The sequence below is a fragment of the Streptomyces sp. NPDC034111 genome (assembly GCF_055575375.1).
This window is the reverse complement of record NZ_JBVIST010000006.1, coordinates 363,583-380,524: the sequence shown is the minus strand read 5'-3', so window position 1 is coordinate 380,524 and position 16,942 is coordinate 363,583. Positions and strand designations below refer to the sequence as shown.

The window sequence follows — 16,942 nt, the reverse complement described above, 5'->3', positions numbered from 1 at the left end:
CAGGACCTCCGTGTCAGGCCTTCTGGGTCAGGTCGTAGAAGGTGGCGCTGCCGACCGTGACCTTCTTGAAGGTCTTCTCGACCCAGGAGGTGATCTTCGAGGAGCCGCCCTTGCCGCCACCACCGGGCCCGCCTCGACCGCCGGGCCCACCGAAGCCGCCTTGCCCACTGCCGATGAAGTAGTGGATCTTCCCCTCGGCGACATACGTCTTGAACTGAGCGAGGGTCGGCGACGGGTCGCTCCCGTTGAAGCCGCCGATCGCCATCACCGGCTTCTCGGTGGCGAGTTGGTAGCTCGCGGCGTTCTGCGAACCGATGGCCGCCGCGGCCCAGGTGTAGTCCTCCGCGTCCTTCACCAGCAGCGCCTTGGCCTTGGCGCTCACCTTGCTGCCGCTGAGGAGACCACCCATACCGCCCATACCGCCTGTGCCCCGCATCCGGCCGGCACCGCGTTCACCGAAGCCGGCCGGGCCGCCGGGGAACGGGGCCTGGGCCCGGCCCTGGCTCTGGCCCTGCCCCTGGCCGACGCCTGGTGCGCCACCTGGTGCGCCGCCCGGTGCGCCACCCGGCATGGCTCCGTTGGTGGCTCCGTTGGTGGCTCCGTTGTTGGTGCCCTTGTTCGTGCCGCTGCCGCTGCCGGTGCCTGTGCCGTTGCCGGTGCCGTTGGTGCCGCGCCCCATGCCGGGCAGACGACCGCCCGGGAAGGGGCCGCCGCCGGGCCCGCCCCTACCGCCCTGTACGGACGGCCCGGCCGTGATGATCGAACCGCCCTTGGGCGTGTTGACCGTCTCGAGCGTGTACGCCACCGGTCCGGCCAGCGCCGTCGCCAGCCCGGCCACGGCCGCGATCACGGCAACCCGGCGGGCGGTCCGTACCCGCGCCTCCGCCCGTCCCGGCACCGTGCCCGCTGCCGCCGCCTCGCCTTCCGCCGTCGCTCCACCCGCTTCCGCCGTCGCTCCACCCACTTCCGCCGCTCCCGTCCGCAGCGACAGCAGCAGGCCCGCCGCCGCTACCAGTCCGAGCGCCAGCACCGTCCAGCGCAGCCACGGCAGCCACTCCGGCGACCGGCTCAGCAGCACATACGACCAGGCGGCGGTCACCGCGACCGTCAGAACCAGCACGCTCACCGCGAGCCGCCCGCCGCGCCGCCACAGCAGCGCCGCACCCATCCCGACCAGCGCCGCGACGTACGGGGCGAGCGCGATGTTGTAGTACTGGTGGAAGATCCCGGACATGAAGCTGAAGGTCGTGAAGGTCATCAGCAGCGCGCCGCCCCACACCAGGAACTCCGCCCGCTGAGCGGCCTGTTCGGCAGCCACCGCGCGCCGGGCCCGCCACAGCACACCCACCGCCGCGACCAGCAGGATCAGCGCCGCGGGGAGCAGCCACGAGATCTGCCCGCCCATGTCGGCCGAGAACAGCCGGGTGATCCCGGTCTCCCCCCAGCCGCCTCCACCACCACCGCCCGGACGCCCGCCGCCCCCGCCGACGCTGCCGGTCTCATTGCCGCTGATCCGCCCGAAACCGTTGTAGCCGAAGGTCAGCTCCAGGAAGCTGTTGTGCTGCGAGCCGCCGATGTACGGGCGCGAGGACGCCGGCCACAGCTCGACGATCGCCACCCACCAGCCGCCGGACACCACGATCGCCAGCCCGGCGAGCAGCAGCTGCCCGCACCGCTTGCGCAGTGCGACCGGCGCACAGCAGGCGTAGACCACGGCGAGCGCCGGCAGGATCAGCCACGCCTGGAGCGTCTTGGTGAGAAACCCAAGCCCGAAGCAGACCCCGGCCAGGACCAGCCACTTCGTACGGCCGTCCTCAAGGGCGCGCAGTACGGCGGCGATCGCACACACCATCAGCAGGCACAGCAGCGCATCGGGGTTGTTGAACCGGAACATCAGGGCCGCGACCGGCGTCACCGCCAGCGCCCCGGCCGCGAGCAGCCCGGCACCCGCCCCGAACCGCCGCCGTACGGCCGCGTACAGCACGCCGACCGTGGCCACGCCCATCAGCGCCTCGGGCACCAGGATCGCCCACGAGCTGAGCCCGAAGAGCCGTACGGACAGCGCCATCGGCCACAGCGCGGCCGGCGGCTTGTCGACGGTGATGGAGTTCGCCGCATCGGAGGAGCCGAAGAAGAACGCCTTCCAGCTCTCGCTGCCGGCTTGTACGGCGGCCGAGTAGAACTGGTTGGCGTACCCGGAAGCGGACAGGCTCCAGAGGTAGAGCACCGCCGTGACCAGCAACAACGCCAGCAGGGCGGACCGCGCCCAACGCGGATCCGTGGGCCGGCCGCGCAGGATCCGTGCGGCCGGCGTCGGTGGTGTCCGCTCGGCGGTGACCGGCCCCGGCGCTCTGACCTGTGCCGCGAGCGGGGGCGTACCGGACGGTGGCGGGTTCATCGAGTGCTCCTGGAAGAGTCGTTCGGGCTGTGCGGGCCGTTCGGGCCGTTCGGGCCGTTGGGGCCGTGCGGGTCGGGTGTGGCGGGCATGCGGGACGAGCCGTCCGGGCCGTGCGGGTCAGGCGAGGCGGGCACGCCGGAGGAGCCGGACCTCTGCTCGGGAAACACCCAGGCGCGAAAGAGCAGGAACCGCAGCACCGTCGCCGCGAGGTTGGCGGCCACCAGCACCGCGAGTTCGGTGCCGGCGTGGGGGTACCACCCAGCGGTAGCTGGGGAAGGGTTGCCGCTGGCGGCGGCGAGGGCGGCGAGGGAGCCGCTGGTCAGCACCAGTCCGATGGCGAAGACCACCAGCCCCTGCGCCTGATGGCGGACCGCCCGGTCCCGCCCCCGTACGCCGAAGGTCAGCCGGCGGTTGGCGGCCGTATTGCCGACGGCCGACACCAACAGTGCGGCGGCGTTGGCCGCTTGGGGCCCCACCCCGAGCCTGAAGAGGGAGTAGAGGACGAGGTAGAGCACGGTGCTGAGCCCGCCGACGACGCAGAAGCCCATCAGTTGGCGGGCCAGTCCGCCCGGCACCCCGGAGAGTTCACGGTCCCGCGGGTCGTCCCCGAACGGCCGGGCGAGCCGGTCCAGCGGCAGCGCTCCGGTCGCCAGCGCCCGCCCCACCCGCCATACGCCCTTGAGGTCGTCGGTGGCCGTCCGCACGAGGTGCACGGTGCTGTTCGGATCGTCGACCCAGTCCACCGGCACTTCGTGGATCCGCAGCCCGGCCCGCTCCGCGAGCACCAGCATCTCGGTGTCGAAGAACCACCCGGAGTCCTCGACCATCGGCAGCAGCCGCGCGGCGACGTCCCCCCGTATGGCCTTGAACCCGCACTGCGCATCAGAGAAGCGGGCGGCGAGCGAACCCCGCAGGATGAGGTTGTACGTTCGCGAGATGAACTCCCGCTTCGGTCCGCGGACGACCCGCGCACCGCGGCTGAGCCGGGTGCCGATCGCCAGGTCCGAGTGCCCGGATATCAGCGGTGCGACCAGCGGCAGCAGGGCGTTGAGGTCGGTGGAGAGATCGACGTCCATATAGGCCAGCACCGGCGCCTCGGAGAGCGACCACACGGTGCGCAGCGCCCTCCCCCGCCCCTTCTGCTCCAGCCGTACCGCTGTGACCTCGTCGATCACGTCGTCGAGCCGGGCGGCGACCTCCGGCGTGCGGTCGGTGCTCGCGTTGTCGGCGATGGTGATCCGGAACCCGTAGGGGAAGGTCCGGGCAAGGTGCTCGTGCAGGCGCCGGACGCAGGGTTCGAGGTCGGTCTCCTCGTTGTACACGGGGATGACCACATCGAGAACGGTCGCGATCTGGCCGAGACGCAGATGCTCACGGGGCGGGAGGGACCCCAGAGGGGGCGTCCGTGCGGCCGGTGGTGTCCGGGAGCCCGGTGGCGTCCGTGAACTCCCTTGTTCCTGGGTGCCCGGCGGTGCCTGGGGCGGCGGTGTCGTCGTCATACCGCTGACACTCGTCAAGTGCGCTGTCGCGACGGTGTGCTGAGCCTGTGCTCGGGCTGTGAGTCCGAGTGCACGGGCCCGTGGGGGGCGGAAGCGACCACCGCCACCGCCGCTGCCGCTGCCGCTGCCGACGACTGGACCACCGACGCCACCAGCAGCGTCCCCGTGCCGGCGGCGTCACCGGGCTGGCCACGTCACCGAGCCGACCGCCTCACCGTGCCGGCCGCCTCACCGAGCCGGGCCGCGTCACCCTGCCGGCAGCCTCACCGTGAAGACCGTCCGCCCCGGCACGCTCGTGACACCGACCGTCCCGCCGTGCGCGGCCACCACCGCCTGCACAATCGCCAGGCCGAGTCCCGTACTTCCGGCGGCACGGGACCGCGAGGCATCACCGCGCGCAAAACGCTCGAAGACCCGGGGAAGCAGCTCGGGCGGAATGCCGGGACCGTCGTCCTGCACCTCCAGCTGGACGACACCCCGGCTCCCCCGCGAAACCCTCGGCGCGCCCCCCTGCGGCGCCCCGTGAACGGTCTCATGCCCCAGGGTGCGCACCCGTGCCGTGACCGTCGTCCCCTCGGGCGTATGCGTACGGGCATTGGCCAGCAGATTCACCAGAATCTGATGCAGCCGCCCACCGTCCCCGTGGACCAACGCCGGCTCGTCCGGCAGCTCCAGCCGCCACCGGTGGCCGGGACCGGCGGCCCGCGCATCGCTCACCGCGTCCACCACCAACGGCAAGAGATCAGTGCTCTCATACGAGAGCGGCCGCCCGGAATCGAGCCGGGCGAGCAGCAGCAGGTCCTCCACCAGCCCCGTCATCCGCTCCGCCTCCGACTCGATCCGCCCCAGGGCGTGCCGGGTCTCCGGCCCGGGCTGCTCCCGTCCGCGCCGGGTCAGCTCGGCATAGCCCCGGATCGACGCGAGCGGTGTCCGCAGTTCATGGCTGGCGTCGGCGACGAACCGCCGCACCCGCATCTCGCTCTCCTGACGGGCCGACAGCGCCGAGCCGACATGCCCGAGCATCCGGTTCAGCGCCGCACCGACCTGCCCCACCTCCGTACGGGCATCCGCCTCGGGCGCGGGCACCCGTACGTGCAGGGCCACCTCGCCCTGGTGGAGGGGGAGTTCGGCGACACGGGTAGCCGTGGCGGCGACCCGTCGCAGCGGCCGCAGCGCGATCCCGACCATGGTGGAACTGGCGATTCCGGCCGCGATCAGACCAGCGACCGTCACACACTCCTCGATGAGCACCAGCCGGCCGACCGTTTCCTGGACCCGGCCGAGCGGCAGTCCGATCACCAGCGAGCCGTTCTTGGCGGACTTCACGCGGTAATCGCCGAGGCCGGGCAGCTCCACGGTGTGTGGCGCGCCGTCCCGCGGCACCGAGTTCAGCGCCGCGGCCTGCCCGGCGGACAATGCCGACAGCCGATCCGGGGGCAGCCGTCTCGTCGAGTTGCTCAGCTTCGCCCCGGCATCGATCGTGCCGTCCGGCCCGACCCGCGCCCCCACCGTCCCGAGCGGCTGGCCGCCCATCGCCACGAAGTCGAGCGTGCCGCCCGGCATCGGATCATGCGGGCGCGGCATCTGCGCCCGCACGACGTAACCGCCCAGCTCGACGTCCAATCGCCGCTGGAGATAGGAGTGCAGCGCAATCGTCGTCACCACCCCGATGACGGCCCCGACGACGGCGATCAGCGCCACGGCCGACACCACCAGCCGCGTCCGCAGCGTCCAGCGACGGCGGGGTGAGGGCACCGCCTCGACGTCGCCGGAGGTCTCGGGGGTTCCGGAGGCTTCGTGGGTCTCGGAGGCTTCGGGGTTCCCGGACGCCTCGGGGGTCTCGGAGGCTTCGGGGATCCCGGACGCCTCGGACGCCTCGGGGGCCTCGTAGGCTCCAAGGCCCCTGGAGACGTCGGAGTTCTCGGACGCCTCGGCCGCGGTCGGCCCCGCCACGGGGACCCCGCCCAACTCGCCCACCCCGCTTACCCCGCCCACCCCACTTACCTCGCCCACCTGGGCGCCGTACGTCCCCTCCACCGCCCGCTACCCGCCCGGCTTGATCAGATAGCCCGCGCCCCGCCGGGTGTGAATCATCGGCGCCCGGCCGGCGTCGATCTTCCGCCGCAGATACGAGATGTACAGCTCCACCACATTGGCCTGGCCGCCGAAGTCATAGCTCCAGACCCGGTCGAGGATCTGCGTCTTGCTCAGCACCCGCCGCGGATTACGCATCAGATAGCGCAGCAACTCGAACTCGGTGGCCGTCAGACGGATCTCCTGGCCGTCCCGCCACACCTCGTGGCTGTCCTCGTCGAGCACCAGATCACCCACCGTCAACCGCGATGCGCTCCGTGCGGCCGCCGCTCCGGCCCGGCGCAGCAGCCCCCGCAGCCTCGCCACCACCTCCTCCAGGCTGAACGGCTTGGTGACGTAATCGTCGCCACCCGCCGTCAGCCCGGCTATCCGGTCCTCGACCGCGTCCTTGGCGGTCAGGAACAGCACCGGCACATCCGGCAGCTCGCTCCGCAGCCGTCCGAGCACCGTCAGCCCGTCCATGTCCGGCAGCATGACGTCGAGCAACACCGCATCCGGCCGCCAACTACGGGCACAGCGCAGCGCGCCCGCACCGTCGCCCTCGGAGCGGATTTCCCAGCCCTCGTAACGCAGGGCGAGCGTCAGCAGATCGGCGAGCGAGGACTCGTCGTCCACGACCAGCACCCGTACGGGGCTGCCGTCCGCCCGCAGCAGCTCCGGCTGCCTCCCGGGCGCGCCTCTTGAGGCCGAGGCCGGAGCCGGCGCACGAAGGGACGCTGAGGACGACGAAGTCACGGTCATGGCCTGAGACTGACCCTCGCCCGTGAAAGCTCTCTTTCGCCTTTCTGTGAATCTCCTGAGAATTCCCTGTCTCCGGGCCCCGGGCGGCCCTGTTCGTCACGGCTCCATGTCAACGCTCATGCAGGGCGCCACGGGGCATCGGAGCGGGTAGGGCGTGCGCCGGCAGCGAGCCGGAGGGCGTAAACACTCCTGGCCTCGTCGTCGGCGACAGGGCCGAGATAGTGATGGCCGGTCATATGGCACCAGGCAGGCAGGTCGAGCGGGGCGGCCGGATCGGTCGCGACGACATGGACGACGGTGCCCGGTCCGGCCTGGGCGATCTCGGCGCGCAGCCGCAAGAGGAGCGCAACGCAGAGCAGGCCGGTGCCGTCGACGGTGATATCCGCTTCCGGCACGGGGGCGGGAGTGGGTTCAGGGGTGGCGCCGCAGGGAGTGACGCCGCCAGGAGTGACGCCGCCGGGAGTGGGGTCGGCTGCCGGAGACGAGTCGCTCACGCGCGCGCCGTCCTGGTCAGCATCATCTCAGCACCCTCCCCCGGGCACCGGGACACCTGGCCACCAAACCGCTCGTACCGCCTGCCGCGCATGAACGCCCCTCCCCACCTGAACGCCCCTCCCCCACTGACCCCTTCACTCCCAAGCTACGCGGCACACGGCCATCAGCACGGGCCTTTCGACCGCGGCCCGTACGGTGATCCGTAAGCAACGGCCGGGCCCGAACCCGCCCGCGACCGACCTGGGCCGCCCCCCGCGCGGTCCAGGTCGATCACCACTCCCAGAGCATCGCACCCACCACTGACAATCGCCCTGACCAGCGCCTTTGCCCTCATCTCACAGCCTGGCAGCCCCGCCCCAACACCCCCGAGACCCGGGCGCCCCCAACACCCCCAACACCCCGACGTCCAAACGCCCCCAACACCCGGACACCCCAGCACCTCACACCTCGCGCATCCACCCGCCACAGGTCTCCCGAGGGTCTCCGCCCCCCACCCCGTACCGTCCTCCCATGAGACTCCTCGCCCTCTCCGGCAGTCTGCGTGCCCGCTCCTCCAACGGGGCGGTACTGCGCTCCGCCCTCGAACTCTGGGACGGGCCGGCGACCACCGCGGACATCGGTGCGCTCCCGCACTTCAACCCCGACCTCGACGGCGAGGACGCCACGCCGCCCACGCCCGTCGCCGCCCTGCGCACCGCCGTCGCGTCGGCCGACGCACTGCTCCTCGTCAGCCCCGAGTACGCGCACGGAGTCCCTGGTGTCCTCAAGAACGCCCTCGACTGGCTGGTCAGCAGCGGTGAGTGCGTGGACAAGCCGGTAGCGGTGATCACCGCCTCGCCGTTCCCCACCGGCGGCGACCACGCCAACGCCCAACTCCGCGAAACCCTGCGCATGATGACCGGCGAGGTCGTCGCGGCCGCCTGCCGCGAAATCCCTGCCATCGGGCCGAAGATCGACGCCGTCACGGAACGCGTCACGGACGAGCCCACTCTCGCCGACCTGGCCACCGCCATGGCTCACCTGGCCGCGGCCGCCACCCCGCTCACCCCCCGAACCACCTGAACCACCTGAACCACCTGACGGCAGGCCCCTTCCACGCCCGCACGCCACCCCTCACCCACCCGGCGCGCCACCCCACCCAGGCCCGTCCCACGCCGCACACACTCCCCCTCACACACCGAACAACCGCGCCGCATTCCCGTAACAGACCCCCCGCAGCCACTCCTCCCCCATCTCCAACCGGGCCAGCGCCTCCAGCGCATGGGCGTACCCGTAGGGGATGTTGGGGTAGTCGCTGCCGAACAGCACCCGGTCGCCGAGGTACGCCAGCCGGCCGCGCTCCGCCCGCGGGAACGGTGCGTCCCGCTCGGAGAAGTCCGTGAAGGCCATCGTCGTATCGAGGTGCACACCCGGGTAGCGCTGCGCGAGGTCCAGGAAGTCGGCGTACTCCGGCATGCCCATGTGCGCGATGATCAGCCGCAGCCGGGGGTGGCGGACGAGCAGTCGGGCTATCGGCTCGGGCCCGGTGTGCATACCCGGTACGGGCCCCGACCCGCAGTGGACGACCACCGGCACCCCCGCCTCCGCGATGGCACCCCACACCGGATCGAGCAGCGCATCCGCCGGGTCGTACGCCCCCACCTGCACATGCGCCTTGAAGACCCGTACCCCACCAGTCAGTTCGGCCCCTACGTACGCCGCGACGCCGTCCTCCGGGAAGAAGGTCGCGGTCCGCAGACAGTCGGGCGTACGGGCCGCGAAGTCGGCCGCCCAGCCGTTCAGCCACTGCGCCATCCCTGCCTTGTGGGGATAGATCATCGAGGTGAACGCCCGTACGCCGAAGCCACGCAGGACCGCCAGCCGCTCGTCCTCATCGAAGCGGTACGCGATCGGCCATGCCCGGCCCACCAACGGCCCGGGAGCATCGAAGTACTCCCAGACCTTGGCCAGCACCCGCTCGGGCATGAAGTGCGTATGCACGTCGATCAGCCCCGGCAGCCCCAACTCCCGCCAGAACACCTCGACCTGCTCATCCCCCTCCGCCACCCCAGCCCCCTCCCACAACGCCGCCCCCTACCGCCCCTACGCCCTCCACCTGCCCACAAACACGACCTCTCAACGCCCCCACCCCGCCCAGCCACACAACCGCACCCCACCCCTCCTCTGTCCCCACTCCCACCCCCGAGGCCGCTCCAGCACACCAGCACCTCGGCACATAGCGCCCGACGCCCCATCGCACCGCCGCCCCAACTCACCAACCCACCAACCCGCCAATCCACCAACCCACCAACGCCCCTCCGGACCGCCGCACTACCGCCCCTCCGGACCACCGCCTCAGAACAACCCCTCCTGAGCCCCCTCCCCCTCCCGCTTTGCCGCCCCGTGGTGCACCGCGGCCCGCACCGGAACGGTCGTCACCGACCCCGAAGCCGCCCCCAGCACCCACCCCGACAGCATCCGCGCATCCATCACCGCAACCCTCCCCACGTTCCTCCCCACGTTCCGCCCCGCGCCCCTCCCCGCAATCCCCCCGGCAACCGCCGCCGAGCCCGGGCCGTCCGCCGTTCCGGGCTCCCTCTCCCCGGCCAGCCGCAGATACACATCCGGCCCCACCCCGGCCAGCACCTCCCCCACGATCTCCGCGCCCGCCGTCATCCCACCGAGCTCCGCCACCTCGCCCGGAATGCGGTCGAGCCCGAACAGCTCCGTATGGTCCGTACCGGCGAACTCCACCGGTTCGAGCGTCTCCGGCCAGCCCGCCAAGTCCCGTGCCGACTCATGGAGTCGGGCCAGCTCGGCGATGCGCTCCGGCACCGGTGGCAGCGCCCCGCGAGCCGCCCGCTTGGCCGCCTTCGTGAACCGGTCGGGCACCGCCAGCCCGCTCCCCAACAGCGCCTCCGCCCGCCGCGCCGCCATCAGGGGCCCGCGCCCCAGCCAGGCGTACGCCACCGCGCCCTGCTCCACCAGGCGCGCCGGCCCACGCTCGGCGGCCGTGATCCCCACCTTGAGCAGCCCGGGCCCGAAGTACGCGAGATATACGCCGTACGGACGTGGATCGTCGGCCAGGGTGTCCGCGGCCACCGAACGCGAACGGTCCAGCTGGGCGCAGCGCGCGCACTGGTCCTTGGCGCTCGCACCGTCCAGCACCGCCGCATACGGGCACACGATCCAGCGGCCGGCCCGCCGCACCCCCAGGCAGCGCCGCTCCCCCTGCGCGGCAAAGGCCAGCAACTTGCCCGCGGGCAGCATGCTGACCCGCTCCTCCCCCCGCTCGGCGCAGTACCACCCCAACCGCTGCCCGAACCGCCCCTCCGGCTCCGAGCCCGGTCCCGGTCCCGCCCCAGGCCTCAGCGCCGCCCCCGGAGCCACGCCGGACGTCACCCCCGGCCCAGACACCACCCCAGCACCAGACCCAGCACCAGCACCAGCCCCAGGCCCAGACTCCACCCCAGACCTGGGCCCGCCCATGCGCGTCCCGGCCCGATCCCCGGTCCGGGATCCAGACCCACCGCCCGACCAGCGCGGTCCCGTACATCGCCACACATCGCCAGCGTACGACCCCCCACTGACAACGCCCCCCCGCCAACGCCCGCCCCCAAACTCAGCCAACCCCACCCGCCCCTACGCCCCCACCAGGCACAGCCCCAGAGCCCCCAAACAGCCGCCCCTCACCACCCCACAAGCCTCCCCCTACGCCCCCTCACCTCCCCCCGGGGTCCCCTCCCCCCTACACCCCCTCCATAGCCGCCAGCCCCCGAAACGTCCGCCGATAGGCCCGCGGCGACACCCCCAGCGCCGACTGCAAATGCTGCCGCAGCGAGGCCGCCGTCCCGAAGCCCGCATCTGCCGCGATCCGGTCCACCGTCAGCTCCGTCTCCTCCAGCAACTGGCGTGCCCGCTCTATCCGTTGGTGGGTCAGCCACTGCACCGGCGAGACCCCGACCTCCTCACGGAACCGCCGGGTGAAGGTCCGTACGCTCATCGACTCCCGTGCCGCCAGCTCCCGCAGGGTCAGCGGCCGGTCCAAGTGTTCCAGCGCCCAGGCCCGCGCCGCCCCCGTGGAGGACCGCTGTGGCTCCGGCATCGGCCGCCGGATGTACTGCGCCTGGCCGCCCTCCCGGTGCGGCGGTACGACCGTCCGCCGCGCCACATCGTTGGCCACCGCGGCCCCGTGATCGCACCGGACCATGTGCAGACACAGATCGATCCCGGACGCGACCCCGGCCGCGGTCAGCACGTCCCCCTCGTCCGTGTACAGCACATCCGCATCCAGCTCGACGGCCGGGAACAGCTGCCTGAAGTGGTCCACCGACCGCCAGTGCGTGGTCGCCCGCCGCCCGTCCAGCATCCCGGCCGCGGCCAGCACGAACGCCCCCGTACAGATCGACGCGACCCGCGTCCCCGGCCGGATCCGGCCCAGCGCATCGGCCATCTCCGCGCTCAGCCGTCCGGCACACCGCTCCTCCCCCAGGTCGTAGTCGTTGCCGGAGGCCGGTACGACCACGGTGTCGGCCTCCGCCAGCGCCTCGGGACCGTGCGCGACGTTCACCGTGAAGTCGGTGTCCGTACGCACCTCACCGGGCCGTAGCGCACATGTCACTAGCTCGTACAACCGCTCCCCGGAGGCCGACCTGGCTTCCCCGAAGATCCGGTGCACGATCCCCACCTCGATCGGCAGCATCCCGTCCCGCACCAGCACCGCCACCCGATGCCGACGCCGGGACCCGTACCCACGCCCCGTCTGCTCTCCCTCAGCACCCATGGCACCCTCACCAACTGCCGGAGACATGGCCCGATCCTTGCACACTATGACCATCCAGCCACTCGTTCACCTCCGCGACCACCGCGGACAGTGGACGCCATGAAGGTCCTCTGGCTGTTCGCCCACCCCGACCAGCGCTCCCTGAGCGGCGCCCTCAAAACCGAAGGGCTGCGCGCCCTCGAAGCCCACGGCCACCAGCACCGCGTCTCCGACCTGTACGCCATGAAGTGGAACCCGGTGGTCGACCCCACCGACTACGGCCACGATCCGGCCGACCGCTTCCTGGTCGGACCAGCCTCCGAACGCGCCTATACGGGCGGCTACTTGAGCCCCGACATCGCCGCCGAACAGCAGAAACTCACCTGGGCCGACACCCTGATCATCCAGTTCCCCCTCTGGTGGTACGGAATGCCGGCCATCCTCAAGGGCTGGTTCGACCGCGTCTTCGTCAAGGGCTTCGCCTTCGGCCTCACCGACCCCGCCACCGGCCGCCCATGCCGCTACGGCGACGGCCGGCTGACCGGCAAGCGCGCCATGGTCGTCACCACCGCCGGCGCCCGCGCCGCGACCCTCGGCCCGCGCGGCGTCAACGGCGACCTCAACGACCTCCTCTTCCCCCTCCAGCACGGCACCCTCTGGTACACGGGGATCTCCGTCGTCCCGCCCCTCCTCATCCCGAGCGCCGACCGCACCACCCCCACCGCCTACGCGGCCGCCGCCGACCGCCTGCACACCCGCCTCCTCACCCTCCCCACCACCACCCCGCTCCCCTTCCGCCACCAGAACACCGGCGACTACGACGACGACCTCCTCCTCCACCCCCACCTCTCCCCGACCCCCACCGGCCCCACCACCCACTACACCGCCCCACCCCCACCCACCCACACCTGACCCAAAGCCCATCTCACCAACCCCACCAGGCACCCACCACCCACCGCCACCACCCACCCCGAACGCAAAAAACCGCAGACCCGGCGGATCGAAATCCACCGGGTCTGCGGCATCAGTAGCGGGGACAGGATTTGAACCTGCGACCTCTGGGTTATGAGCCCAGCGAGCTACCGAGCTGCTCCACCCCGCGTCGGTTCCCCGAACACTACGCGACTCCCGCCCCAACACCTAATCCTTTTCCCACCCTCACCCCACACCCCCCCAACCCACCACCAAACCACCCAATTCCCCCCTGTAACCTTCCAACCCACCCACCGATGCCCCTGACGTCCCGCACACACGACGAAAGCCCCGCCAGATGACCGATCCGGCGGGGCCTTGTGTGCCACGGGGAGCAACAAACTGCAACAGGCTGGGTCGTGGCCTTCAGCGTGATCCGCTGTCCCGGTAGATGACCGGGCCGTCTGGTGCTGGATCCTTCAGGCGGGAAAAGTACAGTGCCAGTATTTTTTCGTCGTTGTCCCCTACGGCATGTTCGAGCTGGTCAATGGGGACGCCGTTGCCGCCTTCGCGGATGGAGGGCTGGTTGATGAAGGGGTGCTCCAGGTACATGTTCTTCTCGACCTCTTCCCGCGGGAGGCCGGCGGGAGCGTCGCGGTAGTTCCAGTTCCCGTTCTTATGGCGCACGGCGACTTCGCCGATGTACCAGATCGCTCCCTGGATGAAGGAAGATCCCTCATCAGCACTGACGTTGTCCTCGGTCTCGTAGCGATCGATGACCAGGCGCCCCAAGACGTCTAGTGAGGCGGGGGAGAAGTCCCACACGCCCTCGCCCAGTCCGGTCTCTTCCACCCACGCCGCGAAGCCGTCCTGACGCAGGGTGAGCCACTGGGTAAGCCACGGGTGCTTCTCGACGGGCGTCCACGGGTCCAGGCCCGGGGTGGGCTCCTTGACCGGCTTCCAGCCCGCATGCTGCCCCTGGTAGGCGTCGACGGTCGCACGCAGCCGCTGCGCAGCCTGTGCGAACTGAGCGAAGTCGCCGACCTCTTGCGCGGCAATGATCAGCTTGAGGGGGTCCAGCGGCTCCAGCCGCAGACGAGGGTCAGGACAGACGACGGGGTGACCGGAAAGGCTCCAGCCCCACCGGCCGCCGCCGATGTGCATCAGGGCCTCACCGAGGTAGGCCATGGCGCCCTGGAGGAAGTCTTGGGAGTCGTCAGTGCCTTCTGGCTCGTAGGTGAGCACGATGGCCTCCTCCAGCACGTCGAGCGATTCCACCGTCATGTCGGGGCGGAAATGCTCGGGGGTGTGCCAGGTCTCCAGACGCATCACCAGCGGCTGGACATCGCCCACCCACGCGGCCAACTGCTGGTCGGCCGACTCGCCGTCCATCGGGCCCGTTTCGCGATCAGACATGCCGCCCACCCTAAGCCGCCGACCCGCAGGCGGGGCGAACTTGCCTACGGGGATGGCAAGTTGCACTCCGGCGGACTCTGGCCCATTTGTTCGTGTCCTGTCACTGGCTCCCCCTATGGTGGATCGCGCAAGGTCACTTCACGGGGGCGTGACCTTGCCGAAGCTGCCATGGCCCGTGCCCCCTGACCACGGGACACAACATCTTGAAAATCGCGATACCACGAAGCTCATCCAAGCTCGGCCGTGTAGCGGCGCTGGCGATGAGCGTGGGCATCCTCACGGGCGGTCTGCCGGTCCTGCACAACGTTCAGGAAGCCGAAGCCGCCACCAAGCGATGCATGGACATGTACCCCGGGGTGCCCAATCGGGCCCCCCGCGTCCAAGGGAACCTCCCCGGCTACAAGGCACCGGGCCCCTACCAGTGGCGCACCAAGGGCGACACCAAGCGCACCTATACCTACGACAATCCGCGCAAGGCCTTGTCCGGGCTGGAACTGCCTAGTCGGAAAGTTCTCCGCGACCTCAAAGCCAATCCGGATAAGTATCCGAACATCAAAATCAACGGGACGCCCGAGCACGCTTGGGCGAAGTGGCTGGAGAACCAGGGCGGCGACAACCCCTACCCGGGGACGTTCAACGAGTACGTCAACACCCTCTACGTCAACGGCGAGGCCAACCAGGCCCGCGGCTACGCCTACGAGCGGGAGAACGCCGAGTACTTCAAGCTCGGCGGCCGGGGCTGGTACTGCCAGTACTCCTTGAAGGAGCAGATGCCCGAGACGTACGCGAAGATCCGCCAGGAGCTGATCAAGGAGCTCGGCAAGACGGAAGCCGAAAAGATCCTCAAGGAAGACCGCCGCTTCGACGCGATCAAGCCGAAAGGCCGCGACCGGATCATCTACGAGTTCAAGTCCGGCCGTGACGTCTCCCGCGCCCAGATCCTCATCGACCAGAAGCTCGCCGCCAAGGGCTTCAAGATCGTCTACGTCTTCGGCACCCCGCCCACCTCGGGAACGCAGACAAAGTTGAAGGAAGCCGGGCTGAACTGGTACCAGCACCGCGCCACCGAGAAGGGCACGTTCACCCCGGGCCCCCACACCCGCCAGGACCCGGCCTTCTCCACCGGCTGCACCACCGCCTCCCGCGGCAATACCACCATGAGCCTGGCCGCCGCCGGCGGACGGGGCCGCTGCTCCAGCGGACCGGCCAACGACATGGCCCGTAACTCCGGCAAGAACAAGGCCGAAGCCCGCCGCATCGCCGACGCCAACCGCCGTGCCCCCGGCGCGATCAACCGGGTCCGCGGCCCCGGCGGCATCGACTTCTCCAGCATGGAGCTGCGCTACGTCACCGAGCCCGTCAAGGGCAAGGGCATGGACTACGGCTTCAAGGCCAAGCTGAACCCGGACGAGGAGACCAACCCCTCCTACGGCGGGGGCGCGAAGCTCGACCTCTCCTCGGATGCCATGTTCACCTGGCTCGCGCTGGACCCGCGCCGGTTCTGGGTGAACCTCAACCCCGACCAGCCCGACCAGGTCGTTGACGACAAGCTCGCCAAGACCGACGCCGGCCGGGTGCTGCTGACGGCCGACCTCCAGATGAAGCACGACCTGGCCAAGGTCATGGTCCCCGACAACCCCACCGGCAAGCGCCTGTGGGACTCTTTCCAGCACGTCAACGGCGCCCCCTGCTGGAAGACCTACCGGTACTTCATCGAACCGGCCCCCGCCAAGGTCCGCGAGGAGAACGGCCGCCTCTACATCCTCGACGCGCCCATGGACGTCAAGGCCGCGAAGATCGACTTCAAGGAGGGCTACAAGTGCAAGCAGCCCCGAGCGGTCCAGGAGTACAACTTCCGGCAGATCCAGCGGATTGCGATCCCCGAGCTGGAGAAGATCGTCAACAGCTCCCCGGCGTACGCGGACCTGCGCAGCGTCTACACCTCGCGCATCGCTGCCGAGTGGATCAAGCAGCGTGACGCCGTCAAGCCGGGCGACTTCCACCAGATCATCGGCTCCGACTCCGCCGCCAAGTGGCCCTCACGGGTCAAGTGGTCGCGGGAGAAGATCTACGCCGACTACCTGAAGTCCTTCCGTAACGGAGACTTCCACTTCAAGCGCAAGTACCCGCAGGACGGATCGGTCCTGGAGTTCTCCTTCTACCTCGGCGGCGTCGACTTCTCCAAGCAGCCCAAGCGCAACATCACCCGGGCCCGCTTCCACGCCGAGAACCCGGAGATGCCCGACACCGTCCAGGCCGCGCAGAACTCCACCGTCCAGTACGGCGACACCGACACCGGCTACCTCGGTGGCAACACCACCGGCAAGGGTGCGGGCGACGGCCAGAACCCCACGCCGACCCCGAAGCCGACCGACAAGCCGACCCCGACACATGCCCCGTCCACACCTCCGGCCACCCACACCCCGGAGCCTGGGCAAACCACCCCGGCCGGCGGCGGAGCGAGCCACCCGCCCACCAACGATAACCAGGGCGGCGACCTCGCCCACACCGGATCCGACACCCCGATCGGCCTCATCACCGGTGTAGCCGCGGCCCTGGCCTCCGCAGGCGCGGCCCTGGTGTGGTGGATGCGCCGCCGCAAGACGGCCGCCGAGTAGCACCACCCCGCACAGCACAGCGGCCCCG

12 protein-coding genes and 1 tRNA gene are annotated in these 16,942 nt (G+C 70.7%); 3 read left to right on the top strand and 10 right to left on the bottom strand.

The genetic code is table 11. The annotated features are described in order from the left end of the window. Positions 1-13: 13 nt before the first annotated feature. The 5 genes from ACZ55A_RS18160 to ACZ55A_RS18140 form a co-directional block, all read right to left on the bottom strand. Positions 14-2,398 (bottom strand): ArnT family glycosyltransferase, encoded by a 2,385-nt coding sequence (locus ACZ55A_RS18160; RefSeq protein ID WP_468840838.1) that lies wholly within the window; start codon positions 2,396-2,398, stop codon positions 14-16. Then, positions 2,395-3,897 (bottom strand): bifunctional glycosyltransferase family 2/GtrA family protein, encoded by a 1,503-nt coding sequence (locus ACZ55A_RS18155; protein WP_468840836.1) that lies wholly within the window; start codon positions 3,895-3,897, stop codon positions 2,395-2,397. Before ACZ55A_RS18155 ends, ACZ55A_RS18160 begins: the two co-directional genes overlap by 4 nt. Positions 3,898-4,143: 246 nt before the next feature. Next, complete coding sequence (locus ACZ55A_RS18150; protein ID WP_468840899.1) at positions 4,144-5,652, bottom strand: sensor histidine kinase; 1,509 nt, start codon at positions 5,650-5,652, stop codon at positions 4,144-4,146. Between the two features lie 288 nt (positions 5,653-5,940). Continuing rightward, positions 5,941-6,642 carry a response regulator transcription factor gene (locus tag ACZ55A_RS18145; protein WP_468840897.1) on the bottom strand — a complete coding sequence of 234 codons (702 nt, stop codon included), beginning with the start codon at positions 6,640-6,642 and terminating at the stop codon, positions 5,941-5,943. Between the two features lie 206 nt (positions 6,643-6,848). Then, positions 6,849-7,127: a sulfurtransferase TusA family protein gene (locus ACZ55A_RS18140; protein WP_468840834.1), complete on the bottom strand. Its 279-nt coding sequence runs from the start codon at positions 7,125-7,127 to the stop codon at positions 6,849-6,851. 610 nt (positions 7,128-7,737) lie between these two features. On the opposite strand from ACZ55A_RS18140, the gene ACZ55A_RS18135 reads away from it, so the two are divergent. Next, positions 7,738-8,289 carry an NADPH-dependent FMN reductase gene (locus ACZ55A_RS18135; protein ID WP_468840832.1) on the top strand — a complete coding sequence of 184 codons (552 nt, stop codon included), beginning with the start codon at positions 7,738-7,740 and terminating at the stop codon, positions 8,287-8,289. Positions 8,290-8,397: 108 nt separating this feature from the next. Here ACZ55A_RS18135 and ACZ55A_RS18130 read toward each other — a convergent pair whose 3' ends face one another. The 3 genes from ACZ55A_RS18130 to ACZ55A_RS18120 all read right to left on the bottom strand — a co-directional run bounded on the left by ACZ55A_RS18130 (position 8,398) and on the right by ACZ55A_RS18120 (position 11,989). Continuing rightward, positions 8,398-9,273 carry an amidohydrolase family protein gene (locus tag ACZ55A_RS18130; RefSeq protein WP_468840830.1) on the bottom strand — a complete coding sequence of 292 codons (876 nt, stop codon included), beginning with the start codon at positions 9,271-9,273 and terminating at the stop codon, positions 8,398-8,400. A 288-nt stretch (positions 9,274-9,561) separates the two neighbouring features. Further along, positions 9,562-10,476, bottom strand: coding sequence for a DUF2797 domain-containing protein (locus tag ACZ55A_RS18125; RefSeq protein ID WP_468840825.1), 915 nt, complete (start codon positions 10,474-10,476; stop codon positions 9,562-9,564). 478 nt (positions 10,477-10,954) lie between these two features. Further along, a complete protein-coding gene (locus ACZ55A_RS18120; RefSeq protein WP_468840822.1) occupies positions 10,955-11,989 on the bottom strand; it encodes a GlxA family transcriptional regulator in 1,035 nt (344 codons plus the stop codon). A 99-nt stretch (positions 11,990-12,088) separates the two neighbouring features. Between ACZ55A_RS18120 and ACZ55A_RS18115 the strand changes: the two genes are divergently transcribed. Continuing rightward, positions 12,089-12,880, top strand: coding sequence for an NAD(P)H-dependent oxidoreductase (locus tag ACZ55A_RS18115; RefSeq protein ID WP_468840820.1), 792 nt, complete (start codon positions 12,089-12,091; stop codon positions 12,878-12,880). Positions 12,881-12,996: 116 nt separating this feature from the next. Here ACZ55A_RS18115 and ACZ55A_RS18110 read toward each other — a convergent pair. Continuing rightward, a tRNA-Met gene (locus ACZ55A_RS18110) sits at positions 12,997-13,070 on the bottom strand. 236 nt (positions 13,071-13,306) lie between these two features. After that, positions 13,307-14,296: a hypothetical protein gene (locus ACZ55A_RS18105; protein WP_468840818.1), complete on the bottom strand. Its 990-nt coding sequence runs from the start codon at positions 14,294-14,296 to the stop codon at positions 13,307-13,309. A gap of 260 nt (positions 14,297-14,556) precedes the next feature. Between ACZ55A_RS18105 and ACZ55A_RS18100 the strand changes: the two genes are divergently transcribed. Beyond that, a complete protein-coding gene (locus ACZ55A_RS18100) occupies positions 14,557-16,914 on the top strand; it encodes a hypothetical protein (RefSeq protein ID WP_468840816.1) in 2,358 nt (785 codons plus the stop codon). Positions 16,915-16,942 lie beyond the last annotated feature (28 nt).